20 protein-coding genes are annotated in these 24,634 nt (G+C 66.9%); 11 read left to right on the top strand and 9 right to left on the bottom strand.

Annotated features, from left to right (window positions below; genetic code table 11):
* Positions 1 to 3: 3 nt before the first annotated feature.
* The 4 genes from GL279_RS08375 to aroA all read left to right on the top strand — a co-directional run bounded on the left by GL279_RS08375 (position 4) and on the right by aroA (position 4,642).
* The gene (locus GL279_RS08375) at positions 4 to 783 is read left to right on the top strand and encodes a type III pantothenate kinase (protein ID WP_155064179.1); all 780 of its coding nucleotides are present in this window, start codon (positions 4 to 6) and stop codon (positions 781 to 783) included.
* Positions 776 to 2,452 (top strand): ribonuclease J, encoded by a 1,677-nt coding sequence (locus GL279_RS08370; RefSeq protein ID WP_155064178.1) that lies wholly within the window; start codon positions 776 to 778, stop codon positions 2,450 to 2,452. Before GL279_RS08375 ends, GL279_RS08370 begins: the two co-directional genes overlap by 8 nt.
* A gap of 36 nt (positions 2,453 to 2,488) precedes the next feature.
* Positions 2,489 to 3,199 (top strand): tRNA (guanine(46)-N(7))-methyltransferase TrmB, encoded by a 711-nt coding sequence (trmB, locus tag GL279_RS08365; protein ID WP_155064177.1) that lies wholly within the window; start codon positions 2,489 to 2,491, stop codon positions 3,197 to 3,199.
* Between the two features lie 111 nt (positions 3,200 to 3,310).
* Positions 3,311 to 4,642 (top strand): 3-phosphoshikimate 1-carboxyvinyltransferase, encoded by a 1,332-nt coding sequence (gene aroA, locus GL279_RS08360; RefSeq protein WP_155064176.1) that lies wholly within the window; start codon positions 3,311 to 3,313, stop codon positions 4,640 to 4,642.
* Between the two features lie 135 nt (positions 4,643 to 4,777).
* Here the strand turns inward: aroA and GL279_RS08355 are convergent, their stop codons facing one another.
* Entirely contained in the window at positions 4,778 to 6,682 is a 1,905-nt protein-coding gene (locus GL279_RS08355; RefSeq protein WP_155064175.1) for a propionyl-CoA synthetase, read from the bottom strand.
* Between the two features lie 217 nt (positions 6,683 to 6,899).
* On the bottom strand, positions 6,900 to 9,179 hold the full coding sequence (locus GL279_RS08350; RefSeq protein WP_155064174.1) for an NADP-dependent malic enzyme: 2,280 nt from the start codon (positions 9,177 to 9,179) through the stop codon (positions 6,900 to 6,902).
* A gap of 148 nt (positions 9,180 to 9,327) precedes the next feature.
* Here GL279_RS08350 and GL279_RS08345 point away from each other — a divergent pair, with 148 nt between their 5' ends.
* The 7 genes from GL279_RS08345 (at position 9,328) to GL279_RS08315 (ending at position 17,149) form a co-directional block, all read left to right on the top strand.
* Positions 9,328 to 9,723, top strand: coding sequence for a cytidine deaminase (locus GL279_RS08345; RefSeq protein WP_155064173.1), 396 nt, complete (start codon positions 9,328 to 9,330; stop codon positions 9,721 to 9,723).
* The gene (locus GL279_RS08340) at positions 9,720 to 11,009 is read left to right on the top strand and encodes a thymidine phosphorylase (RefSeq protein ID WP_155064172.1); all 1,290 of its coding nucleotides are present in this window, start codon (positions 9,720 to 9,722) and stop codon (positions 11,007 to 11,009) included. Before GL279_RS08345 ends, GL279_RS08340 begins: the two co-directional genes overlap by 4 nt.
* Positions 11,006 to 12,190, top strand: a complete 1,185-nt coding sequence (locus GL279_RS08335; protein ID WP_155064171.1) for a phosphopentomutase — start codon at positions 11,006 to 11,008, stop codon at positions 12,188 to 12,190. The genes GL279_RS08340 and GL279_RS08335 overlap by 4 nt, the downstream gene beginning before the upstream one ends.
* Entirely contained in the window at positions 12,187 to 13,155 is a 969-nt protein-coding gene (locus GL279_RS08330; RefSeq protein WP_343039748.1) for an adenosine deaminase, read from the top strand. The genes GL279_RS08335 and GL279_RS08330 overlap by 4 nt, the downstream gene beginning before the upstream one ends.
* Positions 13,152 to 13,802, top strand: coding sequence for a uracil phosphoribosyltransferase (gene upp / locus GL279_RS08325; RefSeq protein ID WP_155064169.1), 651 nt, complete (start codon positions 13,152 to 13,154; stop codon positions 13,800 to 13,802). Before GL279_RS08330 ends, upp begins: the two co-directional genes overlap by 4 nt.
* Before the next feature lie 70 nt (positions 13,803 to 13,872).
* The gene (locus tag GL279_RS08320) at positions 13,873 to 14,985 is read left to right on the top strand and encodes an SPOR domain-containing protein (RefSeq protein WP_155064168.1); all 1,113 of its coding nucleotides are present in this window, start codon (positions 13,873 to 13,875) and stop codon (positions 14,983 to 14,985) included.
* Between the two features lie 262 nt (positions 14,986 to 15,247).
* Complete coding sequence (locus GL279_RS08315) at positions 15,248 to 17,149, top strand: AfsR/SARP family transcriptional regulator (RefSeq protein ID WP_155064167.1); 1,902 nt, start codon at positions 15,248 to 15,250, stop codon at positions 17,147 to 17,149.
* Between the two features lie 8 nt (positions 17,150 to 17,157).
* Here the strand turns inward: GL279_RS08315 and GL279_RS08310 are convergent, their stop codons facing one another.
* The 7 genes from GL279_RS08310 to efeU all read right to left on the bottom strand — a co-directional run bounded on the left by GL279_RS08310 (position 17,158) and on the right by efeU (position 24,501).
* A complete protein-coding gene (locus GL279_RS08310) occupies positions 17,158 to 17,883 on the bottom strand; it encodes a hypothetical protein (RefSeq protein WP_155064166.1) in 726 nt (241 codons plus the stop codon).
* A complete protein-coding gene (locus GL279_RS08305; protein WP_246175243.1) occupies positions 17,880 to 19,361 on the bottom strand; it encodes a peroxidase family protein in 1,482 nt (493 codons plus the stop codon). The genes GL279_RS08310 and GL279_RS08305 overlap by 4 nt, the downstream gene beginning before the upstream one ends.
* Before the next feature lie 18 nt (positions 19,362 to 19,379).
* Positions 19,380 to 20,249, bottom strand: coding sequence for a YcaO-like family protein (locus GL279_RS08300; RefSeq protein WP_155064165.1), 870 nt, complete (start codon positions 20,247 to 20,249; stop codon positions 19,380 to 19,382).
* Positions 20,250 to 20,369: 120 nt separating this feature from the next.
* Positions 20,370 to 21,191, bottom strand: a complete 822-nt coding sequence (efeO, locus tag GL279_RS08295; RefSeq protein ID WP_155064164.1) for an iron uptake system protein EfeO — start codon at positions 21,189 to 21,191, stop codon at positions 20,370 to 20,372.
* A 43-nt stretch (positions 21,192 to 21,234) separates the two neighbouring features.
* Positions 21,235 to 22,524, bottom strand: a complete 1,290-nt coding sequence (gene efeB, locus GL279_RS08290) for an iron uptake transporter deferrochelatase/peroxidase subunit (protein ID WP_155064163.1) — start codon at positions 22,522 to 22,524, stop codon at positions 21,235 to 21,237.
* Between the two features lies 1 nt (position 22,525).
* Entirely contained in the window at positions 22,526 to 23,671 is a 1,146-nt protein-coding gene (gene efeO, locus GL279_RS08285; protein ID WP_155064162.1) for an iron uptake system protein EfeO, read from the bottom strand.
* The gene (gene efeU, locus GL279_RS08280) at positions 23,668 to 24,501 is read right to left on the bottom strand and encodes an iron uptake transporter permease EfeU (protein ID WP_155064161.1); all 834 of its coding nucleotides are present in this window, start codon (positions 24,499 to 24,501) and stop codon (positions 23,668 to 23,670) included. The genes efeO (GL279_RS08285) and efeU overlap by 4 nt, the downstream gene beginning before the upstream one ends.
* Positions 24,502 to 24,634 lie beyond the last annotated feature (133 nt).

Genomic DNA, 24,634 nt, shown 5'->3' with positions numbered 1-24,634 from the left:
GCCATGCTGCTTTGCATCGACACCGGCAACACCAATACGGTGTTCTCCGTCTGGGATGGGACGCGCTTTCTGGCGATGTGGCGGATCGCGACCGACCATCGCCGCACGGCGGATGAATATTTCACATGGCTCTCGACGCTGATGCTGCTGCAGAAGTTTGAGCTGAACATCACCGAATGCATCATCAGCTCGACCGCGCCGCGTGTGGTCTTTAACCTGCGCGTGCTCTGCAACCGCTATTTCGACACCCGCCCGTTGGTGGTGGGCAAGCCCGACTGCCTGCTGCCGGTGGCGCCGCGCGTCGATTTTGGCACTGTGGTCGGCCCCGACCGGCTGGTGAACACTGTCGGCGCCTATGACCGGCATGGGCCGGACCTGATCGTGGTCGATTTCGGCACCGCCACCACCTTCGACGTGGTCGACACCGATGGCGCCTATGTCGGCGGCGTCATCGCGCCCGGCGTGAACCTCAGCCTCGAGGCGCTGCATATGGGCGCGGCCAGCCTGCCGCATGTCGATGTGACCATGCCGGCCAAGGTGATCGGCACCAATACCGTGGCCTGCATCCAGTCGGGCATTTTCTGGGGCTATATCGGTCTGGTGCAGGGCATTGTCGAAAAGATCCGCGAAGAACGTGGCCGGACGATGAAGGTGATTGCAACCGGTGGCCTCGCGCCGCTATTCGATCAGGGATTTGATCTGTTCGACGCGATCGAGGACGATCTGACCATGCATGGTCTGCGTCTGATCCATGATTACAACAAGGAGATGGGCAATGGCTGAGCGCCTGATATATCTGCCGCTGGGCGGCGCGGGCGAAATCGGCATGAACGCCTATGTCTATGGCTATGGCGAGCCCGGCCGCGAGCGGCTGATCGTCGTCGATCTGGGCGTGACCTTCGGCGATATGGACAGCGCGCCGGGGATCGACCTGATCATGGCCGATGTCGGCTGGCTGGAAGCCAACCGTGACCGCATCGAGGGCATCTTCATCACCCATGGGCATGAAGATCACGTCGGTGCGCTTGGCCTGCTCTGGCCCAAGATCCAGAAGCCGGTGCATTGCCGCCGCTTTACCGGCGCGCTGGCCCGGCTAAAACTGGAAGAGATGGGCCAGCCCGTCGATCAGTTGCAGATTCACGCGCCGCGCCCCGAAGTGATCACCGCCGGCCCATTCCAGGTGCAATTCGTGCCGATCAGCCATTCGATCCCGGAAAGCTCGGCGCTGATCATCGACACGCCGGCGGGCCGTATCGTGCATACCGGTGATTTCAAGCTGGACGGCACGCCCGTGGTGGGCGAGGCCTTTGATCCGATCATGTGGCACGAGATCGCGGGCGAAGGGCAGGGCATCAAGGTGCTGGCCTGCGATTCCACCAATATCTTTTCGCCGCAGCCCGGCCGGTCCGAGGCGCTGCTGGCCAATCCGCTGCTTGATTTCGTCATGGCGCAGCGCCAGATGGTGGTCGCCACGACCTTTGCCAGCAACATCGCCCGGTTGAAGACGCTGGCCGAGGCCGGGGTGGCGGCAGGTCGCAAGATCTGTTTGCTGGGCCGGGCCATGCGGCGGATGATCACCGTCGGCATCGAAACCGGCATCCTGACCAGCTTTCCCCCGGTCGTCAGCCCCGAAGAGGCGGCCGAGCTGCCGCGCGACAAGGTGCTTTTGATCGTGACCGGCAGTCAGGGCGAACGCCGCGCCGCCAGCGCGCAGCTGTCGCGTGGCCGTTATCTGGGCATCGAGCTGAAAGAGGGCGACAGCTTCCTGTTCTCGTCCCGCACTATTCCGGGCAATGAGCGCGGCGTGATCCGCATCCAGAACCAGCTTTCGGAAATGGGCGTCGATCTGTTCGATGCCGATGACGGCGTCTATCACGTCTCGGGCCATGCCAACCGCCCCGATATCGAGGCGGTGCATGACCTGCTGAAACCCCAGATCGTCATCCCGATGCATGGCGAACACATGCACCTGCGCGAACATGCCAAGCTGGCCACGAAAAAGGGGCTGGCCGCGATGGTGGCGACCAATGGCGACATGATCGACCTGACCGGCCCGGTGCCGCGCGTCGTCGATCAGATCGACACCGGCCGGCTGTATCTGGACGGCAGCGTGCTGATCGGCGCCATGGACGGCGTCGTGCGCGACCGTATCCGCATGGCGTTGAACGGTCATGCCATGGTTTCCGTCATTATCGATGAGGATGACAGCCCGCTGCCCGACGCTTGGGTTGAACTTTCGGGCTTGCCCGAAACCGGTCGCGCCGGCGTGCCGGTGGCGCAAAGCATCGAGGGCGAGCTGGCCGAATTCCTGGACCGTGCCGATGGCAAGACGGTGCGCAATGACGACAAGCTGGAAGAGGCGATCCGCAAGATCACCCGGCAGGTCTCGATGGAGGAGATCGGCAAGAAACCCGAGGTGACGGTGATCATCTCGCGCCTTGCTGCGGAATGACTTGACCTTGCTGCGGGGGCCGGGCAAAGCCCCCGCATGAGCGAAAAGTCAGAATTCGATCCCAATCCGCCGCGCCGCAACTTCTACGGCCGCCGTCATGGCAAGACCCTGCGCCAGTCGCAAAAGGGCTATCTCTCCGAGGATCTCGGCGAGTTGCGGCCGCGCGGCATCACCCATGTTGAGAACCCCGAACGCAAGCCGGTGGATCCCACGACGATCTTTGGCGATGCCCGCCCGGTCTGGCTGGAGGTCGGCTTTGGCGGCGGCGAGCACATGGTCCACATGGCCGCGCGCTATCCCGAAATCGGCATCATCGGCTGCGAGCCCTTCATCAACGGCGTCGCCATGCTTCTGGGCAAGATCCGCGCCGCCGGAGTGCAGAATGTCAGCGTGCATCCGGGCGATGCGCGCGACCTGATGGACGTGCTGCCGGCGCAATCGATCGACAAGGCTTTCCTGAACTATCCCGATCCATGGCCCAAGGCGCGCCACCACCGCCGCCGCTTCGTCACGCCCGAGCATCTGATCCCGCTGGCCCGTGTCATGAAGCCCGGCGCCGAATTTCGCGTGGCAACCGACATTCCCGATTATGTCCGCCAGACGCTGGAAGAGGTGCCGGGCGCGGGATTCGATCTGGTCCATGAAGGGCCGCAGCCTTGGGACGACTGGCTGTCGACCCGTTATGAGCAAAAAGCCCTGCGCGAGGGCCGGGTGCCGCATTACGTCACCTTCCGCCGGCAGGGTTGAATTCGGCACGGGCTGAATTCACCGGCTGAATTCGGGGCGCGCCACTCCGGCGCATTGCGCCCGGCGCCCGTGACCGCTATCACCTTGCGCGACAAGCACGAGGGGGCCCCGATGTCACATTCCGCCGAACCGCTTCCGATGACCGCGCGCCGCTCGGGCCCGCTCAGGGGCGAGGCCCGCATCCCCGGCGACAAGTCGATCAGCCACCGCGCGCTGATCCTCGGCGCGCTGTCGGTTGGCGAGACGCATATCACCGGCCTTCTGGAAGGACAGGACGTGCTGGACACCGCCAAGGCCATGCAGGCCTTTGGCGCGCAGATCGAGCGTCTGGGGATCGGTGAATGGAAGGTCAACGGCGTCGGCGTCGGCGGCTTTGCGGAGCCCGAGGGCGTGATCGATTGCGGCAACTCCGGCACCGGCGTGCGGCTGATCATGGGGGCGATGGCGACCACGCCGATCTCTGCCACCTTCACCGGCGATGCCAGCCTGTCGCGCCGCCCGATGGGGCGGGTGACCGACCCGCTGGAACTCTTCGGCTGCGAGGTCACCGCGCGCGAAGGCAAGCGCCTGCCGGTGACGATCAAGGGCGCCGCCGATCCGGTGCCGGTGCGCTACAAGACCCCGGTCGCCAGCGCTCAGATCAAATCGGCGGTGCTGCTCGCCGGGCTGAACGCGCCCGGGCAGACCGTGGTCATCGAATCCGAGCCGACCCGCGACCATACCGAGCGCATGCTGGCAGGCTTTGGCGCCACCATCACCACCGAGATCACCGACGAGGGCCGCGTCATCACCCTGACTGGCCGCCCCGAGCTGAAACCGCAACCGGTCGCGGTGCCGCGCGACCCCTCCAGCGCGGCCTTTCCGGTGGCGGCGGCGCTGATCGTGCCCGGCTCGGAAATCCGTGTGCCCGGCGTCAGCCGCAACCCGACCCGCGATGGCCTCTATGTCACGCTCGTGGAAATGGGCGCCGACATTACCTTTGAAAACCAGCGCGAAGAGGGCGGCGAGCCCGTCGCTGACCTGCTGGTCCGCCACTCGGCGCTGAAGGGCGTGACCGTTCCCGCCGAACGCGCCGCCAGCATGATCGACGAGTTTCCGATCCTGTCGGTCATCGCCTGCTTCGCCGAAGGCATGACGGTGATGCAGGGCGTGCATGAATTGCGCGTCAAGGAAAGCGACCGCATCGCCGCGATGGAAGACGGGCTGATCGCCAATGGCGCCAAGGTCACCTCGACCGAGGACAGCATGACCGTCGAAGGCACCGGCGGGCTGACGGGCGGCGCTACGGCGGCGACCCATATCGACCACCGCATCGCCATGTCCTTCCTCGTTGCCGGTCTGGCCTCGCAGCAGCCGATCAGCGTCGATGACGGCAGCCCGATCGCGACCTCCTTCCCCGATTTCCTGCCGCTGATGCAGGCTTTGGGCGCCGAGATCGCCTGAGACCATGGCACCGGGGGCTGTCTGCCCCCGGACCCCCGAGGATATTTGACCACGAAAGAACCGGAGCAGCGGGCGCGCCGTCCGGTCTTTCGCCATTTTCCAAATACCCATGCGGCGCTGCCGTAGGCGCCGCGGTCAGCCTGCTGTCGCGACCTGCGGATAGCCCAGTTGGCGCAGCGCCTCGGTGATTTCGTCCAGAACTGCCGGATCGTCGATGGTGGCGGGCATCTTGAAGGCCTCGCCATCGGCGATCTTCGCCATCGTGGCGCGCAGGATCTTGCCCGAGCGGGTCTTGGGCAGGCGGTCCACGACGCAGGCTTCCTTGAAGGCCGCGACCGGGCCGATGCGTTCGCGCACCAGCTTGACCACCTCGGCGACCACCTTGGCATGGGGCGTGTCGACCCCGGCCTTGAGGCAGAGGAAGCCCAGCGGCGACTGGCCCTTGAGGCTGTCGGCCACGCCGATGACGGCGCATTCGGCGACGGCGGGGTGGCTGGCCAGCACTTCCTCCATCGCGCCGGTCGAGAGGCGATGGCCGGCGACGTTGATCACGTCATCGGTGCGCGCCATGATGTAGAGATAGCCGTCCTCGTCGACATAGCCCGCATCGCCGGTTTCGTAATAGCCCGGGAAATGGTCGAGATAGCTTTTGCGGAAGCGGCTTTCGGCATTCCACAGTGTCGGCAGCGTGCCGGGGGGCAGGGGCAGCTTGATGGCGATAGCGCCCAGCGTGCCGGGGGGCACCGGGTTGCCGCCTTCGTCCAGCACCTGCACGTCATAGCCGGGCATCGGCACCGAAGGGCTGCCAAGTTTGGTCGGCAGCGTCTCGATGCCGATGGGGTTGGCCGCGATGGCCCAGCCGGTTTCCGTCTGCCACCAGTGATCGACCACGGGGACGCCCAGATGGTCTTGGGCCCATTTCACCGTATCGGGATCGGCGCGCTCGCCGGCCAGGAACAGTGCCTGCAGGTCATGCAGCTTGTAGCGCCGGATCCATTCGCCGTTCGGATCCTCGCGCCGGATCGCGCGCAGCGCGGTGGGTGCGGTAAAGAAGCTTTTGATGCGGTGGTTCTGGATGATGCGCCAGAACACGCCCGGATGCGGCGTGCCGACCGGCTTGCCTTCGAAGACCACGGTGGTGCCGCCGGCGATCAACGGGCCATAACAGATATAGCTGTGGCCGACGACCCAACCCACGTCCGAGGCGGCCCAGAAGCGGTCGCCAGCCTCGATATTGTAGATGTTCTTCATCGACCATTGCAGCGCGACCAGATGGCCGGCGGTGTGGCGCACCACGCCCTTGGGCTGGCCGGTCGTACCCGAGGTGTAAAGGATATAGGCCGGGTGATTGCCCTCGACCGGGACGCATTCGGCGGGCTTCACGCCATATTGGAAACCGTGCCAGCTGAAATCGCGACCCTCGATCAGCTTGGCGACCTCTTGTTCGCGCTGGAAGATGACGCAAAATTCCGGCTTGTGGCTGGCCTGATCGATGGCGGCGTCCAGAAGCGGCTTGTAATGCACGACCCGGTTCGGCTCCAACCCGCAAGAGGCGGCAATGATCGCCTTGGGTTGGCAATCGTCGATGCGCACGGCCAGTTCGCTGGCGGCAAAACCGCCGAAAACTACCGAATGGATGGCGCCGAGACGGGCGCAGGCCAGCATCGCTTCGAGCGCCTCGGGGATCATCGGCATGTAGATGATGACGCGGTCGCCCTTTTCGACGCCGCGCATCCGCAGCGCGCCGGCCAGCGAGGCCACACGCTTTTGCAGCTGGGCATAGGTCAGCCCCTTGGTCGAGAGCGTGATCGGGCTTTCGTGCATGATGGCGATCTGGTCGCCGCGCCCGGCCTCGACATGGCGGTCGACGGCGTTCCAGCAGGCATTGACCATGCCATCCGAGAACCATTCGTAGATCGGGGCGTTTTCGTCGAAAAGCGCCTTCGACGGTTTGCGGACCCAGTCGATCGCCTCGGCGGCCTGCATCCAGAATGCCTCCGGATCGGCCTGCCAGGCAGAATAGATCTCGCGATAGCCCATGACGTTCCTCCTCCCCAAAACTGCCGCGATCTAGGCGCGGGGCGGCAAGGCCGGCAAGGCTGTTATCGCCCAAAGCGGGCGCGGCGCATGCAGAATTTTGCAGAAATTGTCTCAGTCGGCACGCGTATTTTGCAAAATGGCGTGCGCTTTGCGGGGAACAGAAAAACGCGCGGCGTTTTGCAAAAAATCGCCGCGCGTTCGTGGGTTCGGGATCGAATCAGCCGTAATGGCCGACCGGGGTGCCGGCCAGCACGCTCATGTTCAAGAGGCCGCGCGTGGTGATCGAGGGGGTGACGATGTGGGCGCGGTTGCCCATGCCCATCAGGATCGGCCCGACCTCCAGCCCGTTCGCCTTGAGCTTGAGCGCGTTGCGCACACCCGAGGCCGCATCGGTGCCGCCAAAGATCAGCACATTCGCCGCACCGTCGAGATTCGATTGCGGCAGCAGCCGGTCGCGCACATGCGGGTCCAGCGCCGCATCGACATGCATTTCGCCGTCGAACATGAAATCGACATTGCGCGCGCGCAGAATGTCCAGCGCCTCGCGCATCCGCCGTCCCGAGTCGGTGTCGAGGTTGCCGAATTGCGAATGGCAGCACAGCGCAATCTTGGGCGTGACGCCAAAGCGGCGGACGTGACGGGCGGCGCCGATGGTGATTTCGGCGATCTGCTCGGGCGAGGGGACGTGGTTCACCTGCGTATCGGCGATGAACAGCGGCCCGTCTTCGAGGATCAGAAGCGACAGCGCGCCTTGCGCCTTGCGCCCGTCGCGCGCCAGCACCTGATTGATGTAGTTCAGGTGCCAGCTGTATTGGCCGAAGGTGCCGCAGATCAGGCTGTCGGCCTCGCCGCGATGGACCATGACCGCGCCGATGGCGGTGGTATTGGTGCGCATGATGGCGCGGGCGACCTCGGGGGTGACGCCGCGCCGGGCCATCAGATCGTGATAGGTGCCCCAGTAATCGCGGTAGCGCGGGTCGTTTTCGGGGTTCACGATCTCGAAGTCGCGGCCGGGGCGGATCGGCAGGCCGGCGCGTTCGGCGCGGGTCTCGATCACGTCGGGACGGCCGATCAGGATCGGCGTGTCGGTGGTTTCTTCAAGCATGGCGTTGGCGGCGCGCAGCACGCGCTCATCCTCGCCCTCGGCAAAGACGATGCGGCGTTTGGCCGTCGCCGCCGCCTCGAAAACCGGGCGCATGATCATGGCCGAGCGGAAGACCGAACCGTCGAGCTTGCGCTTGTAGGCCTCGATGTCGTCCAGGGGCCGGGTGGCGACGCCGGTTTCCATGGCGGCGCGGGCCACTGCGGTCGAGACGACGCCGATCAGGCGCGGGTCAAAGGGCTTCGGGATCAGGTATTCGGCGCCGAAGGTCAGCGTCTCGCCGCGATAGGCCATGGCCGCCTCGGCCGAGGTGGTGGCGCGGGCAAGCGCCGCAATGCCCTCGATACAGGCCAGCTGCATTTCGTCATTGATCGTGGTCGCGCCCACATCCAGCGCGCCGCGAAAGATGAAGGGGAAACACAGCACGTTGTTGACCTGGTTCGGGTAGTCCGAACGGCCGGTGGCGATGATCGCATCGGGGGCAACGGCACGCGCGTCCTCGGGCGAGATTTCCGGGTTCGGGTTCGCCAGCGCAAAGATGATCGGGCGCGGCGCCATCTTGGCCACCATTTCGGGCGTCAGAACGCCCGGCCCGGACAGGCCAAGGAACAGGTCGGCGCCGTCGATGACCTCGGCCAGGCTGCGCAGATCGGTATCCTGAGCATATTCCGCCTTTTGCGGCGTCATCTGTTCCTGCCGGCCCTGATAGACCAGACCGGCGATGTCGCAGAGCCAGACGTTCTCGCGCTTGACGCCCAGTTTCAGCAGCATGTTCAGGCAGGCGATGCCGGCCGCGCCGCCGCCGGTCGAGACGACCTTGATATCTTCGAACCGCTTGCCGGCGATATGCAGCGCGTTGGTCGCGGCCGCACCCACCACGATAGCGGTGCCGTGCTGGTCGTCGTGGAACACCGGAATGTTCATCCGCTCGCGGCAGATCTTTTCGACGATGAAACAGTCGGGGGCCTTGATGTCTTCAAGGTTGATGGCGCCAAAGCTCGGCTCCAGCGCGCAGACGATCTCGGCCAGCTTTTCGGGGTCGGGCTGATCGACCTCGATGTCGAAACAGTCGATATTGGCGAATTTCTTGAAGAGCACCGCCTTGCCCTCCATCACCGGCTTCGAGGCCAGCGCGCCGATATTGCCCAGACCCAGCACGGCCGTGCCGTTCGAGACGACGGCAACGAGGTTGCCGCGCGCGGTGTAGCGGGCGGCCGTCGCGGGATCGGCCTTGATCTCCAGACAGGCCTCGGCCACGCCGGGCGAATAGGCGCGGCTGAGGTCGCGACCGTTGGCAAGCGGCTTGGTGGCGCGCACCTCGAGTTTGCCGGGGCGCGGAAATTCATGATAATCCAGCGCGGCCTGCCTTGCGCTATCCTGCCTGCGTTCTTCCATCGGGCGACCTCCTCTCAAGATGGTTCAGCGTTAAACTAATTCTTCGCCGGGGAACAGGGGGTGTGGGCGCTGTTGGCGGACTTGCAACCCTGCGGTGGCGCGCGCAATGATGCCAGACAAGGGGCAACGATGATGTGAAGGGCTGGGCATGACGCTTCTGGAGGCGGCGCGGGCAGTGCGGGACAGGGCCTATGTGCCCTATTCTCGGTTCAAGGTCGGCGCGGCGGTGCGCGGTGCCTCGGGCGCCATCTATCACGGCTGCAATGTGGAAAATGTCGCCTATCCCGAGGGCACTTGCGCCGAGGCCGGGGCCATCGCGCTGATGGTCGCCTCGGGCGAAACGGAGCTGGTCGAGGTGGCGGTGATCGCCGACAGCCCAAGCCCGGTGCCGCCCTGCGGCGGTTGCCGGCAAAAGCTGGCCGAATTCGGCAGGCCCGACACGCCGGTGCTGCTGGCCACCACCTCGGGGCAGGAGCTTCGGACGACCATCTCCGCGCTGCTGCCGGGGCGTTTCGATGCCTCGCATATGTCGGGCAGCGAATGAGCCCAGCCGATCCGCGCCCGGTCATCGCCGCGATCCGCGACGGTCGCGGGCTGGACGAGGCCAGCGCGCGGCTGATCGCCACAGGGCTGACGCGCGGCTGGATCACCGATGCGCAGGCCGCCGCATTCGCCATGGCGGTGCTGTTGCGCGGTCTGGACGATCCGGGGCGGCTGGCGCTGACGCAGGCGATGCGCGATTCCGGCCGCGTCATGCAATGGGATCTGCCCGGCCCGATGCTGGACAAACACTCCACCGGTGGCATCGGCGACACGGTCAGTCTGGTGCTGGCGCCGGTGCTGGCGGCTTGCGGGGCATTCTGCCCGATGATTTCGGGGCGGGGTCTGGGCCATACCGGCGGCACGCTCGACAAGCTCGAGGCAGTGCCGGGCCTGCGCTGCGACCTGCCCGAGGCCGAACTGCGCCGCGTCGTGGCCGAGGTCGGCTGCGCCATCGTCGCGGCGGGGCCCGATCTGGCCCCGGCCGATGCCCGCCTTTACGGCATCCGCGACGAAAGCGCGACGGTGGGCTCGGTCGAGCTGATCTGCGCCTCGATCCTGTCCAAGAAGCTGGCGGCGGGGCTGGACGGGCTGGTGCTGGATGTCAAACAGGGCTCGGGCGCCTTTCTGCGCAGCTTTGACGCGGCGCATCGGCTGGCGCGTGCGCTGGTCGATACGGCCAGCGGCGCCGGCTGCCGCTCGCATGCCTTTGTCACCGACATGGACCAGCCGCTGGGCCGTGCTGCCGGCAATGCACTGGAACTGCGCGAGGCGATTGCCGTGCTGACCGGGGCGCCCGGCGCGCTGCGTGATCTGTCGCTGGACCTGTCCGAGGCCTGTCTGGATCTGGGCGGGCTTGATGATGCCGGGGCGGCGCAGGCGCTGGGTTCCGGCGCTGCGGCCGAGCGGTTTGCCCGCATGATCGCGGCGCAGGGCGGGCCGGCCGATTTGCTGGAACATCCCGACCGCCATCTGGCCCCGGCGCCGGTGATCCGTCCGGTGCCCGCCATGGGCCGCGTGGCCGCGATAGATGTCGAGGCCATCGGCCATGCCGTGGTCGCGCTTGGCGGCGGTCGGTTGCGGGCGGCGGACCGCGTCGACCCGCGCGTGGGCTTTTCGGACCTGCTGCGCATCGGCGAGACGGCCGAGGCCGGCCGGCCGCTGGGTTTTGTCCACGCCGCCAGCCCCGCTGCCGCCGAGGCCGCCGTTGCTACGCTGCAAGCCGCCTATCTGTTGGGCGACGGCCCGGCGCCCGGCCCGTTGATCCGCCATGAGGTGCTGCCGAAATGAACGGGAACCGCGCCTTTCTCATCGTGATGGACTCGGTCGGCATCGGCGGTGCGCCGGATGCCGCAAGCTATTTCAACGCCGGCCTGCCCGATACCGGCGCCAATACGCTGGCCCATATCGCGCAGGCGCAGCCGCTGCATATGCCGAACCTCGACCGGCTGGGGCTGGGGGCGGCGGTCCGGCTGGCCAGCGGCGATGAGGCGTCGGGCCTTGGCGCTGCGCCGCAGGGCCTGTGGGGGGCCGCGACCGAGATCTCGCGCGGCAAGGATACACCTTCTGGCCATTGGGAGATCGCGGGCGTGCCCGTCCCCTGGGACTGGCACTATTTCCCGAATACCCGGCCCAGCTTTCCGCCCGAGCTTTCGGCGGCCATTGCGCGGCTGGCCGGCACCGAGGGCATTCTGGGTGATGAACACGCGTCCGGCACCGAGATCATCGAGCAGCTGGGCCCCGCGCATCTGCAAAGCGGCTGGCCGATCTGCTATACCTCGGTCGACAGCGTGCTGCAGATCGCCGCGCATGAGGACAGCTTTGGCCTTGAGCGGCTCGAGCGGCTCTGTCGCGAGGTGGCGGCGCTGGTGCATCCGCTGCGCGTTGGCCGGGTCATCACCCGGCCCTTTACCGGCCAGCCCGGCGCGTTCCGGCGCACCGCCAACCGCCGCGATTACGCCATCGCGCCGCCCGGCCAGACCATTCTGGACGCGGCAACTGCCGCGGGGCGTCCGACCCATGCCATCGGCAAGATCGGCGACATCTTCTCGCATCGTGGCATCGCACATCTGCACAAGGGCAAATCCGACGCCGACCTGGCCCGGCACCTGCTGCGTCTGGGTGATGAGGCCGAACCGGGCAGCCTGACATTCGCCAATTTCGTCGAATTCGACAGCGTTTATGGCCATCGCCGCGACATCGCCGGCTATGCCACCGCGCTGGAATGGTTTGATACCGTCGCCGGGCAGCTGATCGCGCGGCTGCGCCCCGGCGACCTTGCAATCTTTACCGCCGATCACGGCAATGATCCCAGCTGGCGCGGCACCGACCACACGCGCGAACGCGTGCCGGTTCTGGGCTGGGGCTATGGGTTGCGGCCTGTCGGGCTGGTCGGTTTCAGCGATATCGGCGCCAGCGTCGCGGCGCATCTTGGTCTTTTCCCCGTTGGTCCCGGAGTGTCCTTCCTGTGAAATCGTCGAAAAAGGTTGAACTGCATCTGCATCTGGAAGGGGCGGCGCCGCCCGCCTTCGTGCGCGGGCTGGCGGCGGAAAAGCAGCTGGACCTTGGCGGCGTCTTCGATGACCGGGGCCGCTACAGATACAACGGTTTCAAGGACTTCCTTCGCATATATGAAGCTGTTTGCAGTACCTTGCAGACCCCGGCCGATTATGCGCGCCTGCTGTCGGCGGTGCTGTCGGAATGCGGCGAGCAGGGCGCGATCTATGTCGAGCTGTTCGTCTCGCCCGAGTTCTGCGGCGGCGGTGATCTGTTCGCCTGGCGTGACTATCTGGGCGCGATGGAGGAAATCGCCCGCGCCTATGCGCTGTCTGGCGTCGACAGCCGCGCCGTGCTGACGTGCATCCGCCATCTTGGCCCCGACCGGGCCAAGCGCACGGCGCTTTGCGCGGCCGAGACCGGAGGCGGCTGGGTCGCGGGCATGGGCCTTGCCGGGGCCGAGGATGTGGGCGAGGCGCGCGATTACGCATGGTCCTTTGACTGCGCGCGCGAGGCGCAGCTGGGCCTGACCGCCCATGCCGGCGAATGGTGCGGCCCCGACAGTATCCGCGGCGCGCTGGAACTGGGCGTGACCCGCATCGGCCATGGAATCCGCGCCATCGAGGACCCGGCGCTGGTGCGCTATCTGGCCGACAAGGGCATCCTGCTGGAGGTGTGTCCGGGGGCGAATGTGGCGCTGGGGGTGGTGCCGAACCTTGCCGCCCATCCGATTGCGCGGCTGGCCGATGCCGGGGTGCGCGTTGCCGTCTCGACCGACGATCCGCCCTTCTTTGACACCAGCCTGAACCGGGAATACCAGCAGCTCGCCGATAGTTTCGGCTGGAGCGATCCCGAGTTTCGACAGATGAACCTCTGGGCCGCCGAGGCCGCCTTTTGCGACGAAGACACGCGCAACCGCCTGAAACAGGAGTTCACATGACCCAAGGCCAGACCACCACGCAGCATCTTACCGTGGTCGACCACCCGCTGGTGCAGCACAAGCTGACCCTGATGCGCGACAAGACCACCTCGACCGCCAGCTTTCGTAGGCTTCTGCGCGAAATCAGCCTGCTTTTGGCCTATGAGGTCACGCGCGAACTGGAAATGACCACCGTCACCGTGGAAACGCCGCTGACCACGATGCAGGCGCCGATGCTTGAGGGCAAGAAGCTGGCGCTGATCTCGATCCTGCGCGCGGGCAACGGGCTGATGGACGGCATCCTTGAACTGATCCCGGCGGCGCGGGTGGGTTTCGTCGGGCTTTACCGCGACCCCGAGACGCTGCAGCCGGTGCAATATTATTGCAAGGTTCCCAAAGAGCTGGACGCGCGCATGACCATCGTGGTCGATCCGATGCTGGCGACGGGCAATTCCTCGGTCGCGGCGATCGATCTGCTGAAAAAGGAAGGCGCCAAGAACCTGCGTTTCCTGTGCCTGCTGGCCGCGCCCGAAGGCGTGGCGCGGATGCGCGAGGCCCATCCCGATGTGCCGATCGTGACCGCCTCGCTGGACGAACGGCTGGACGATCATGGCTATATCGTTCCGGGTCTTGGCGATGCGGGCGACCGCATGTTCGGCACGAAATGAGCCGGCGTTAACCGGCTGTTCAGCGCCATTGGCCTATCACCGTCCGAGGTAACGATTCGGGGATGGGCCGATGGGGCTGCTGCAATGGGTCATGTTCTGGGTTCTGGCGCCGGCCGCCGCGCTGGCGCTTGATCTGGCCCCGGCGGAAACCCCGCCTGCGGATTTCCCCGGCCAGCAATATATCGACAGCCGTGGCTGCGTGTTCCTGCGCGGCGATAGCGGTTGGAACCCGCGTCTGACCCGCGATGGCCAGCCGGTCTGCGGCTATCCGCCCAGCCTGTCGCAACGCGGCATCGATGGCCGGCCCCGGTTGCGGGCGCTGGACCCCGATGCCGGCAAGACCCGCGCCCAGCTGATAGAAGAGGCGTTGACCCGCGCCGTGGTCCCGAACCTGCGCGCGGGCGAACTGGTCAGCGATCCGCGCCCGCTGGAGCAGCTGCCTGACATGGGCCCCGAGCCTCATGACAGCGCACCGATGCAGACGCTGCGCGGCGCCCTGCGCGCCGCTCCGGCCGTTCGCGCTGGCATGGCGCGCGATCTGCAACCGAACCGCCGGCTTTGTGATTTGCTGGGCTATGACGAAACGCCGACAAAGGCCGATCCCGACAAGGCAGAGCCTGCGCGGCTTGGTAGCGATCCCAGCAAGGGCTATTGCGGCAACCTGCCGGCCTCGGACCTGTCGCGGCTGGCCTTTTCCCGGCCCATCGGCTCGCCATTGCAGCCGGGCGCCGAGGCTGCGGCTGCTGCGCCGGCAGAGGAGGCTGCGGTCAAGGGACCGGAGCCAAAGCCCGCGACCCTGCTGCGCGCGGTGGCCACGCCGGCCAAGGCGGGCACGGTGCCTCTGCCGACGGCCCGGACCTCGGCGCCCGCTACGCCGCTCCCGCGTGACATGGGCAAACCCGCGCCCATCAGCGCTCCGACATCGAAAGAGGTGCCGAAAGGCAATGCGCCGGGGATGATCCCGGCCGGGGCGCGCTTCGTGCAGTTCGGCAGCTTTGCCGACAGCGCTGCCGCCAGCCGTGCGGCCGGCAGGGCGATGGCCTTGGGCTATCCGGTGCTGCGCGGCATCGACAAGAACAAGCGCCATTTTCTGATGGCCGGCCCCTTTGACAGCCGCGAGGCCATCGTCCGGGCCTTGGACGGGCTGCGGCGGGCGGGTTTCCGCTCGGCCTACCCACGCTAGGGAGTGGGGCGATGGCCGCCATTCCCCGGTTCCGGCGCCCGGGGGCCGACGCTTTGCCCAGCTTGCGGGCAGGGCTGCAATCATTGGGCGTGTAGATTCCACGCCTGATCTACCTCTATGCGCGGAACCACAACCTTGACGCCACATGGGCAGATTGCCGGGTCGCGCGGGGCGTGGCAGGCCGCAGTTGCATGGACCTTTGACCGGCTCTGGGTTATGGCTGATTTGCTCGAAACCAAGGACTTGGCCCGGTCAGACGCGCATGCCGCAGATCCAAATGCTTCTCGGGATTCTGGATGCCGTGCGATTGCGCAAGGGGCGGGCGCTTCTGTATTTCCTGATGGCCGACCGGGCGCGGGTGCATCGCACCGAAAAGGTCATTGACCTGTTCTGGCAGGATTCCGATGAGCGCAGGGCCTCGGCCTCGTATCGGCAGGCGGTCAAACATATCCGCCGGGCCATGGCCGAGATCCCGGCCACCGACGCCTCGGTCAGCCTTGAGACCACCATGGGCGAGGTCGCGCTGCGTCTGGCCCAGCCATTTGATCTGCAACAAGAGCTGCTGGCCGCGCTGTCGCAACCGGGCTGGGATCCGGCGGCGGCGCGGCCGGTGCGGGCGGTGATCGAACGCGGGTTGCAGCTGGAAGGCATCAGCGCCTCGTTCGACAGCTGGCTGGCGATCAGCCGCACCACCCTGCTGGCCGCGATCCGGCAGGTGCTGGACCAGCGGTTGGCCGATGTCGAAAGCCAGCTTGAAACCCGGCGCGCGCTGGCCGAATTCGCCATCGAGCTGGAGCCCGCGAATGAGAATGCGACCCGGATCCTGATGCGGATGGACTGGCAGGGCGGCCGACCGACCCGCGCCATCGAACGCTACAACGCGCTTTACGCCCATCTGGATGAGGCCTTCGATCAGGAACCCGAGGCCGAGACGGTCGAGCTTTTGGCGGCGATCAAACTGGACCCGGCGGGCGGTGGCCGCATTGGCCCGCAGGCCACGCGCGATGCGCAGCTGAACCTGTCGCTGCAACTGGTCGATACGCAGATGCCCGGGGGTGAGCTTGCGCCCCTGACCACCGTGGTCTTTGCCGATCTGCGCATGCGCATGGGACGGTTTCGCGAATGGCGGCTGGTCGGGACCGACCCGCCGGATCTGGTGCAGGCGCTGGTGCTGGTCCGGCCCTATCTGATGTTGGGCCGCCTGCGCCTGTCGGTCGAGGTGCAGCGCGGCTCGGGCGAGTTGATCTGGTCGGAATGGGTCGAGGAGCCGCAGACCGAATGGGAACACAAGGTCCGGCAATTGCTGGCCAATATCGCCAGCGCGCTGTCGGTGGTGATCTCGGACCGGGCCTTGGCCGAAAGCGGCTCGGGGGTCTATGACAGCTGGCTCAAGGCGCAGGCGCTGCTGGACCGCTGGTCGCCCGAAAGCGAGGGCGCGGCGCTGCAGATGCTGCGCGACATCACCGCGCAGGCGCCGCGCTTTGGCCCGGCCCATGCCGAGCTGGCCGGGGCCCTGAATGTGCGGCACGTGCTGCTGCCCGGCACCCTGCAGACCGAAGAGATCAAGCGCGACGCCATGCATCACGCCATCGTCGCGGTCTCGGTCGACCCGATGGACACGCGCGCGCATCGTGTGCTGGCGTGGTGTTTTTGTCATCTGGGCTATTTCGACCTTGCGGATTTCCATTTCGATCAGGCGCTGAGCCTTAACCGCAGCAATATGCTGACGCTGGTGTCCTGCTGTCTGGGATTCGCCTTCATCGGCGATCTGGTCAAGGCGGCGGCGCTGGCGGCCGAGGCCAAAAGCCACGCTGCCGTGCAAGAGCCATTCCACCAGATCTATCTGGCCGCCGCCGACTATCTGCTGGGTGATTACCCGGCGGCGGCGCGGCAATGCGAGGCCGGCGCCGGGCTGATGCCGACGGTCGGCGGCTGGCATGCCGCCGCGCTGTGGAAAAACGGCCAGCAGGACGAGGCGGCCCGGCGGCTGGACAGCTATCTTGACGAATTGCGCGGCCAATGGCGCGGCCCGCCCGACCCGTCCGAGGCGCAGATGCTCGACTGGTTTCTGGCAGTGTTTCCGCTGCGCCACGACCATTGGCGCGACGATATGCGCAACGTGCTTGACGCGATCCTGCGGCACAGGATCGCGATGCCGCATTAGCCGATCCGTCAGCGGCACATGTTCGTGGCATAGATGCCGACCGAGCGGTGGAAGGCGCGCAGCGGGCTGGCCATGATCTGGTTCTTGATGTCATCGGCGGGCTGGCCGTTGCCGTCCTTGAAAATGCTGCGGTCGCGGATGCTGGCCTCGACATGCTGTTCCAGCGCGGCCTGCAGGGCGGTGCTCCAGCCGGGGGGCGGGTTGGCAGCGAATTCGCGGATGATTTCAAGGATCTCGGGTTTCATATTGGCCAGCATCAGTGCCCGGTCCAGCTCATAGGACAGGGGCGGGCGAAAGCCATCGGCATGGCCCTGCGCGCGCAGCATGGCATCGGTGATGCCCAGCGTCTCGTCCGAGGGCACGACCAGGATGCGGGTGTTGCGGTCGGGTTTCTTGCGGCTGCGCCGGCGGCTTTCGAACAGGATGCGGACCTTGGTCCCGGCAAGGATCTGGGCGCGCTCGGGTTCGGACAGGCTGGCGCCGCCGCCCTGGGTCGAGAAATCCTGCACCATCAGCGCCTGTCGCACCTGTTCCTCCAGCGCCTTCAGCTCTTTGGCGCTGACGCCGGCGGGGCCGCGCTGGGACAGGTCGACCATCAGCCGACCGATGAATTCGACATTCAGCGGCTGGCCGTCATCGCCCTGTTCGGCGGTGATGCTGCCGTCGGGGTGCAGCCAGGCCTGTGGCTGGTCGACCTCGGTGCCCACGACGATGTATTTCATGGTTTCCGTCATGATAGTCCCTCCGTTCGGACAAGGGTGATGAGTGCAAGCATGCTGTCGGGCCGGGGCAGGGTGCGGCTGGCCGGCGTCTCCTCGGCCAGCACCACCCGCTGCACCGAGCCGAGAACCGAGCCACGCAGCAGCGCGCTGCCCAAGGGGCCGAAACCGCCGGCCTGGCCATACAACTGTGCCTCGACCATCAGGAACTGGTAAAGCGGTCCCCAGCGCAGGACATCGGCAGTGATACGGATGGGCGCATCGGGATGGGCGGCAGTGAAATCGGCGGCGAGGGTTGCGGGGGGCAGCCGCGCTGGCCAGCCCCCCGGCAGGGCGGCGATCGCCGCGTGGATGCCGGCATTGCCCGCCCGCAGCGGATCGGCGATATCGGCGCTGGCATTGTCCAGCGCGATCACCGCCTCGGCCGTGATCGGGGCGCGCAGCTCGGGCGCGACGCTGGCCGAAAGGCCGGTCTTTGGCCCGCCGGGGCGGCTGCCAAAGAACAGCGGCCAATCGACCTGCCAATCCGTCTCGGCCTCGCTGATGTCATAGCCGCGCTTCAGCAGCCGGTTCAGGTTGTGCAGCCCCGAGCGGCCCAGCTGATAGGCGGCCAGCGGCAGGGCGTGAAAGGCCCGGCACAGGCCATGCAGCAGCGTCGTTTCGTCCAGCTCCCATGCCGCGGGTAGGGGGGCGGGTAGTGCTGCAATTTCGGGGTGCAGAAAGCGCGGCAGCAGGTCGGCCTGCAAGATCGCGTGCCAGCAGCGCACGGCATGGGCGCGGGCCTGACAATAGGCGGCCAGCGGCGACAGGCCCTGTGCCGTCAACTGCCGGGCGTTGCGGTTGTGAAACTGCATCCATGCCGCCGTCAGCTCGTGCAGCATCAGGGAATCGCGGTTGCGTTCGTCGTAAAGGGCGCGGATCGGCCGGGGATCGGCGTCGGACAGCGCGTCGCGGCCGCGCGCATAGATGCGGGCCAGCCGGGCGCGCGGCGTGATCCGAAATAGCAGCGTCTCGGGGTCATAAACATGCGCGGCCAGCGCCGGGCCGGGGCCATAGACCGTTTCCAGCGTCAGCGGATTGTCGATCAGGTTGTAGCGCGGCACGCGGGTGCCTGAATAAGGGACCTCGTCGGCGGGGGTGCTGCGGCCCATGTCATGGCCCATCAGCTGCGCAAGATAGGTATAGCCCGAGGGAATCTGCGCCGCCTGCGCCATGCAGGCCAGACGCCAGGCCGGGGTGGTGCGCAGCAGGATCTCGGGCGGGCGTTGGGTGATTTCGGGGTGTTGGTCCTGCGGCGGCAGCGGCGACGGGGCGGCGCCCATATTGGCGGCCTTGCCCTTGGCGGTGTGGCCACTGGTCTGCTTGCGGCGCAGCAGTTCGGCCAGATCGCTGTGCCCCTGTGCGCAGGCGGGGCAAGAGCCACCGGCGCGGCGCGGCGGTGCCGGGGGATCGCCTTCAGCGGGGTCTTCAGGACAGGGCAGATCGTCGGTCATGCGCGGGACTCCTGCGGGTCAAAGATAGGGCGATCCGGTCTCGGCGGTAAAGCGTGGCGCGGGCAGGTCGGGCTGGCACAGCCAGACGCTGATGGGCGCCGTGGCCAGCTCTTGCATGCGGGGCGCCGGCGCGAGCCAATCGGCGCCCAGCCGCGCCGCCGGCCGGGGCGTGACCGCCGGCCCCTCGGCAAAAAGGCTGCTGCCGCGCAGGGCATAGTCGCGGATCCTGCGCCCCACGGGTTCGAGTGCCGGTCCCAGCCCGTGCGAGCGCGCGGCCAGCAGCTCGATCAGGTTCAGTTCCATCAGCAAAAGCTCACGCATGGCCTTGCGGGCGGCCTCGGCCGGGTCGGGATGGGCGCCGTAGCCCAGCACCGGCTCCTGCCCCTCGATGCTGGCCGAGCGGCAGATCATCGTGCAGGGCCCGTCGGCAAGGCGGACCAGCCACCAGTCGGTGCGCCGTTTCAGCGCCGCGCCGCGCCGCGCCAGATCGAGGCTGCCCAAGATTCCCGCCTCATGCAGCCAGTCGGGCGCGACCGGATCGGCCTGCAGCCAGCCCAGCCACCAGCCGGCGATGGCGCGCCGCTCGTGCGCTTCGAACAGGGCGGCGTCGCAGGCGGCCCGGGTATCGACATGGGCGGCGATGCCATCGCGGGTGGGGTCAAAAGCGCGGCCGGCATCGCGATGCGCGCGCAGGGCAAGGATTTCAGCGGTTTCGCCCAGACAGCGGTGCCATGCCTCGTCGCGGTTCAGCCCGGCACCCGAGGCGGTCTGCCCGTCCGGGGTCAGCGCCTGCAGGATCACAAGGCCGGGGGCGAGGAAATTCTCGCGCCAGTCGAAACTGCGCCAGCAGGCGGCAAGGTCTTGTGGGCGGTGAAAGTCCTGTATCATCCCGCGCGCCGCGCTCCTGCACCGGTGTTGCCTGCCGGTGATACGCAGCGCGACGTGATTTCGGTGTGAATTGCGCCGGATACGGGATGGGGACGGGCCGCAGCGGCCCGTCCGGGCGCCTTAGCCGAGGCCCAGCTTGCCGCGCAGGGTCGAAAGATCCTCGGCCAGCGTGTTCACCTTGCTTGACAGCAGGTTGCGGTCGGCATCGGTCAGCTTTTCATACGAGACATAGCCGTCGCCTTCCTTGTATTTCGCCAGAACCGCGTCCACGGCGGCGAAATTGCCGTCCACCTTGGCGACGAATTCGGGATCCTGCTTGGCGATCAGCGGCTTCAGCAGATCATAGATCTTTTGCGAGCCGGCGAAATTGGCGTCGAAATCCCACAGGTCGGTGCGGGAATAGCGGTCTTCCTCGCCCGAGATCTTGGTGGCCGCGACCTCTTCCATCAGGGCGGCGGCACCGCCGACCACGACTTCCGGTGGGAAGGTCAGGCCGTTGATGCGCTCGTTCAGCGTATGGATATCGGCCATCAGCCGGTCGGCAAAGGGTGCCAGCCCCTCGGTCGAGCCCTTTTCCCACAGCCCGTATTCCAGCCGGTGAAAGCCGGTAAAGGCCTCGTCGGCTTCGGCCTTTTCGAAGTCGTCTGCGCGGGCGTCGATCGACACGTCCAGATCCGAGAACAGCTCGGCGATCGGCTCGATCTTTTCATAGCTGGTGCGGGTCGGGGCAAAAAGCGCCTTGGCCTTGTCCAGATCGCCCGCCTTGATCGCGGTGGTGAATGCTTCGGCATCGGCGACCAGCTGGGCGGTGTTTTCGGCCACATAGATCTTGTAATCCGCCAGCGGCCCAACGAGGTCGAGCGAGGGATCGGCCGCCGCCATGCCGGCCCAGCCGCCAAGCGCCAGGGCCAGCCCCGTGGTTTTCAGATAAGTCCCGATCATGGTGATGCTCCGTTCAATCGGTTCAGGGGGTCGGCTTGGCGGGTCAGGCCCGTCTGGCTGCGTCGATCAGGCCCGATCCCAGATAATCCTCTGGTCCGGCCACGCCCGGGGGCGCAAAGAAATAGCCGCCGCCCACCGGCTTGATATATTCCTCCAGCGGCTCGCCATTCAGCAGGTTCTGCACGGCGATGAAGCCCTGTTGCAGGTCGGCCTGCCACGCGATGAACAACAGCCCCTGATCCAGATGCCCGTTTTTCATCGCGCCGCGCGCATAGTTGAAGGGGCGGCGCAGGATCAGGTGCTTGTCGGCGTCTGGCGTGCGCGGATTGGCCAGCCGGATATGGCTGTTCATCGCGGTTTTCGCGCCATCGGGATCGGCGGCATAATCGGGCACGTCGCGTTCGGTGGCCTTGGGCCCGCCATCCAGCGGCGCGCCAGAATTCTTGGCGCGGCCAAAGATGCGCTCTTGCTCGCGCAGCGGCGTGCGGTCCCAGCGTTCGACGAAATTGCGGATGATGCGCACCGCCTGATAGCTGCCGCCATGCGCCCAGGCGGGCTCGTCCGGGGCGGCGGTCCAGACCACGCGGCCCATCATCTCGGCGTCATTGGCATCGGGGTTGGCCGAGCCGTCGCGGAAGCCCAGAAAATTGCGCGCGCTGGGGGTCGAGCCATCGGGGGCGGGCGGCACCGGCGGCACCGAGCCCTCATAGACCCAGCGCAGCACCAGATATTCCGACAGGTTCTTTACGATGTCGCGTAGCGCGTGGATATTGCTGTCCTGCAGGTTGGCGCAGAATTGCAGCACGATGTCGCCATGGCAGATGTCGGCTTCCAGCGCGTCATTGGGGAACTGCACCATGCGTTGCAGGCGCGCGGGCTTCAGCGGTTTCAGCGCCGGCTGCGCCTCGAAGAAGCTGTCGCCAAGGGCCAGCGTGATGGTCTGGTTGTCGGGCGCGACCACCGGACCCAGCAGGCCGGAATCGGCCGGGGGCAGGCGCGGGTCGCGTTCGGGCACCGCGCCGCCCTGGGTCAGAAAGGCGGCGCGTTCGGTCAGCAGGCGCAGCATGGTCTCGACATCGTCAAGCGAGGCCGCGACCACGTCGAAGGCCGCGACGATGCCATTGGCGGGGCGGGGCGTCACGATCCCGGCCTGATGCGGGCCGTGAAAGGGCACGCTTTGCGCGGCGGTCTCGGCATGGCCATGCGGGGCGTCATCGACATTGGGCTGTGCGGCCTCGCGCGCCTGGGCGGCGGGGGCCAGCGTTCCGATCGCGCCCAGCCCCAGCCCCATCAGCAGGCGGCGGCGGTCGGTGATGAAAGGGCAGCCGGTCATGTCAGTTCATTCCGATAATGGGTTGCAGTCGGTCCAGCGTCTCGGCGAGGCGGGTGAAATCCGCCGCCAGCTTCTGGCGCTGCTCGGCCGGGACCTGCGACCAGTCCTGTCCTTGCAGCGCGGCCACGGCATCGGTCGCGGCCTGCATTTCGGTGCCCAGCTCGGCGTCGAGCTTGGGATCGACGCTGGCCACCACCTGCCGCAACAGGCCGGTCAGCTTGGCGATGCCCTCGGTTGCGGCGGTCAGGTCGCGGGCGTCATTGCCGGCATAGCTGTTTTCGCCCTCGGGGATCTGCGCCTCGGCCAATTGCCGGGCCATGGCGCCGGGCAGGGCCAGCAGCAGCGCCGGGTCCAGCGGCGCGGCCTTGAGCCGTTCGGCCAGCGTACCCAGATCGGCGACCAGCCGGTCGGCGACCGGAGCCAGACCCTCGGTGCTGTTCTGGGCGAAAAGCCCGTATTCGATGCGGTGATAGCCGGTAAAGCCCGGATCCTGCTCGCGCCCGGCCAGATAGGCGGCGCTGGGGTCGATCACGTTTTCCAGATCCGAAAAGCGATAGGCCAGCGGCTCGACCCGGCGATAGGGCAGGCGCGCCTCGGCCCAGGCGGCGCGCGCCGCCGGCAGATCGCCCGCATCGATGGCATCGCGCAGCTTTTCGGCGGCCTTGACCGCCTGATTGCCCTGCATGACCAGATAGACCCGGTATTCCGACAGCGGCCCGAGGAATTTCTTCAACGTCACCTCGGAGGCCGCCGCCGTCGCCTCGTCCGAGGCGGTCACCGTCAGCGTGCCGCGCGGGTTGGTCAGCAGGCCGCAGGTCATCTCATAGCTACCGGGAGCCAGTTGCACCGCCAGCGTGGCGTGGAAACCGGGGGCGATGTTTTCGCGCTCGGCCACGACCATGACGCCATCGACGATCTCCCATTCGATGGGCCGATCCGAGGCATTGACGATCTCGAAGCTGCGCCGTCCGCCGGGCACGGTGATCGCATTGGGCTGGCAGGATCGCGCGTCCACCGTCACGATCTGGTCGGCGCTGGTCTGCGGTTTCTGCCGCGAGGCGGTCCAGAATGCCGCGCCACCGGCCACGGCCAGCACGGCCGCGCCAAGGATCGCCAGATAGATGCCGCGAGAGGGCGGGTTGCTCATTTACGCACCATGGATTGGGTTTGCGGCGCCGGCACGGCCGGGCGCAGGAACAGATACAGCGTCACGACCAGAAAGCCCGCCCATGCGATCAACTCGCCCAGACTGGGCGCCTCGCGATAGCCGAGGATCCCCGAAAGCACGGTGCCAAGCGGGCTTGATTCGGGTAGCACCCGGCTGAGATCCCAGACCGGGGTCAGCAGGCTGTTCCACAGCCCCGCCTCGTGCAGGGCCTTGACCGAACCGGCGAAAAGCCCGGCGGCGACAAAGATGATGAAGATGCCAGTGATGCGAAAGAACCGCCCCAGATCCAGCCGCAGCGCCCCGGCATAGATGCCCCAGCCCATGCCGACAGCGGCGAGGACACCCAGGGCCGCGCCGATGGGGGCGCTGGCATCCTTGCTTTGCTGGAACACCGCCAACAGGAAGAATACCGATTCCAGCCCCTCGCGCGCGACGGCCAGAAACACCATGCCGATCAGCCCCCAGGTGGCGCCGGAATGCGACAGCGCCTGATCGACCGAGGCATGCAATTCGCGTTTGATCGAGCGGGCGGCGCGCTTCATCCAGAACACCATGGCGATCAGCACGCCGACGGCAACAAAGCCGATCAGCGCTTCGATCAGCTCCTGGGTCTTTTGCGGGAATTGCGCGCTGGCCAGTTGCAGCCCGGCCCCGGCAAACAGCGCCAGCGCCACCGCCAGAAACACCCCGACCCAGATCGCGGGCAGCCATTGCGCGCGGCCGGTCTGGCGCAGGTAACCGGCGATGATGCCGACGATCAGGGCTGCTTCCAGCCCCTCTCGCAGCATGATGAGAAACGGTGCGAGCATCGCCTTTCCCCAGCAATTGTCGTGGTGCGGGTCCGGCAAGCGTCGGAGGGCATCAGCGGCAAGTCTGCCGGCGGCTTGCCGGCAGAGCTTTCATTGCTGTTTGTGCGGGGATTTGTCAATCCAGACGGAAACG

The sequence above is a fragment of the Paracoccus limosus genome, assembly GCF_009711185.1.
In the GTDB taxonomy this organism is placed as follows: domain Bacteria; phylum Pseudomonadota; class Alphaproteobacteria; order Rhodobacterales; family Rhodobacteraceae; genus Paracoccus; species Paracoccus limosus.
This window is presented reverse-complemented; position numbering and strand designations above follow the sequence as displayed.

Excerpts from the sequence above, each read along its gene's own strand:
- GL279_RS08375 (WP_155064179.1), top strand. The coding sequence starts at position 4 with ATGCTGCTTTGCATCGACACCGGCAACACCAATACGGTGTTCTCCGTC.
- GL279_RS08370 (WP_155064178.1), top strand. The coding sequence starts at position 776 with ATGGCTGAGCGCCTGATATATCTGCCGCTGGGCGGCGCGGGCGAAATC.
- trmB (WP_155064177.1), top strand. The coding sequence starts at position 2,489 with ATGAGCGAAAAGTCAGAATTCGATCCCAATCCGCCGCGCCGCAACTTC.
- aroA (WP_155064176.1), top strand. The coding sequence starts at position 3,311 with ATGTCACATTCCGCCGAACCGCTTCCGATGACCGCGCGCCGCTCGGGC.
- GL279_RS08355 (WP_155064175.1), bottom strand. The coding sequence starts at position 6,682 with ATGGGCTATCGCGAGATCTATTCTGCCTGGCAGGCCGATCCGGAGGCA.
- GL279_RS08350 (WP_155064174.1), bottom strand. The coding sequence starts at position 9,179 with ATGGAAGAACGCAGGCAGGATAGCGCAAGGCAGGCCGCGCTGGATTAT.
- GL279_RS08345 (WP_155064173.1), top strand. The coding sequence starts at position 9,328 with ATGACGCTTCTGGAGGCGGCGCGGGCAGTGCGGGACAGGGCCTATGTG.
- GL279_RS08340 (WP_155064172.1), top strand. The coding sequence starts at position 9,720 with ATGAGCCCAGCCGATCCGCGCCCGGTCATCGCCGCGATCCGCGACGGT.
- GL279_RS08335 (WP_155064171.1), top strand. The coding sequence starts at position 11,006 with ATGAACGGGAACCGCGCCTTTCTCATCGTGATGGACTCGGTCGGCATC.
- upp (WP_155064169.1), top strand. The coding sequence starts at position 13,152 with ATGACCCAAGGCCAGACCACCACGCAGCATCTTACCGTGGTCGACCAC.
- GL279_RS08320 (WP_155064168.1), top strand. The coding sequence starts at position 13,873 with ATGGGGCTGCTGCAATGGGTCATGTTCTGGGTTCTGGCGCCGGCCGCC.
- GL279_RS08315 (WP_155064167.1), top strand. The coding sequence starts at position 15,248 with ATGCCGCAGATCCAAATGCTTCTCGGGATTCTGGATGCCGTGCGATTG.
- GL279_RS08310 (WP_155064166.1), bottom strand. The coding sequence starts at position 17,883 with ATGACGGAAACCATGAAATACATCGTCGTGGGCACCGAGGTCGACCAG.
- GL279_RS08305 (WP_246175243.1), bottom strand. The coding sequence starts at position 19,361 with ATGACCGACGATCTGCCCTGTCCTGAAGACCCCGCTGAAGGCGATCCC.
- GL279_RS08300 (WP_155064165.1), bottom strand. The coding sequence starts at position 20,249 with ATGATACAGGACTTTCACCGCCCACAAGACCTTGCCGCCTGCTGGCGC.
- efeO (WP_155064164.1), bottom strand. The coding sequence starts at position 21,191 with ATGATCGGGACTTATCTGAAAACCACGGGGCTGGCCCTGGCGCTTGGC.
- efeB (WP_155064163.1), bottom strand. The coding sequence starts at position 22,524 with ATGACCGGCTGCCCTTTCATCACCGACCGCCGCCGCCTGCTGATGGGG.
- efeO (WP_155064162.1), bottom strand. The coding sequence starts at position 23,671 with ATGAGCAACCCGCCCTCTCGCGGCATCTATCTGGCGATCCTTGGCGCG.
- efeU (WP_155064161.1), bottom strand. The coding sequence starts at position 24,501 with ATGCTCGCACCGTTTCTCATCATGCTGCGAGAGGGGCTGGAAGCAGCC.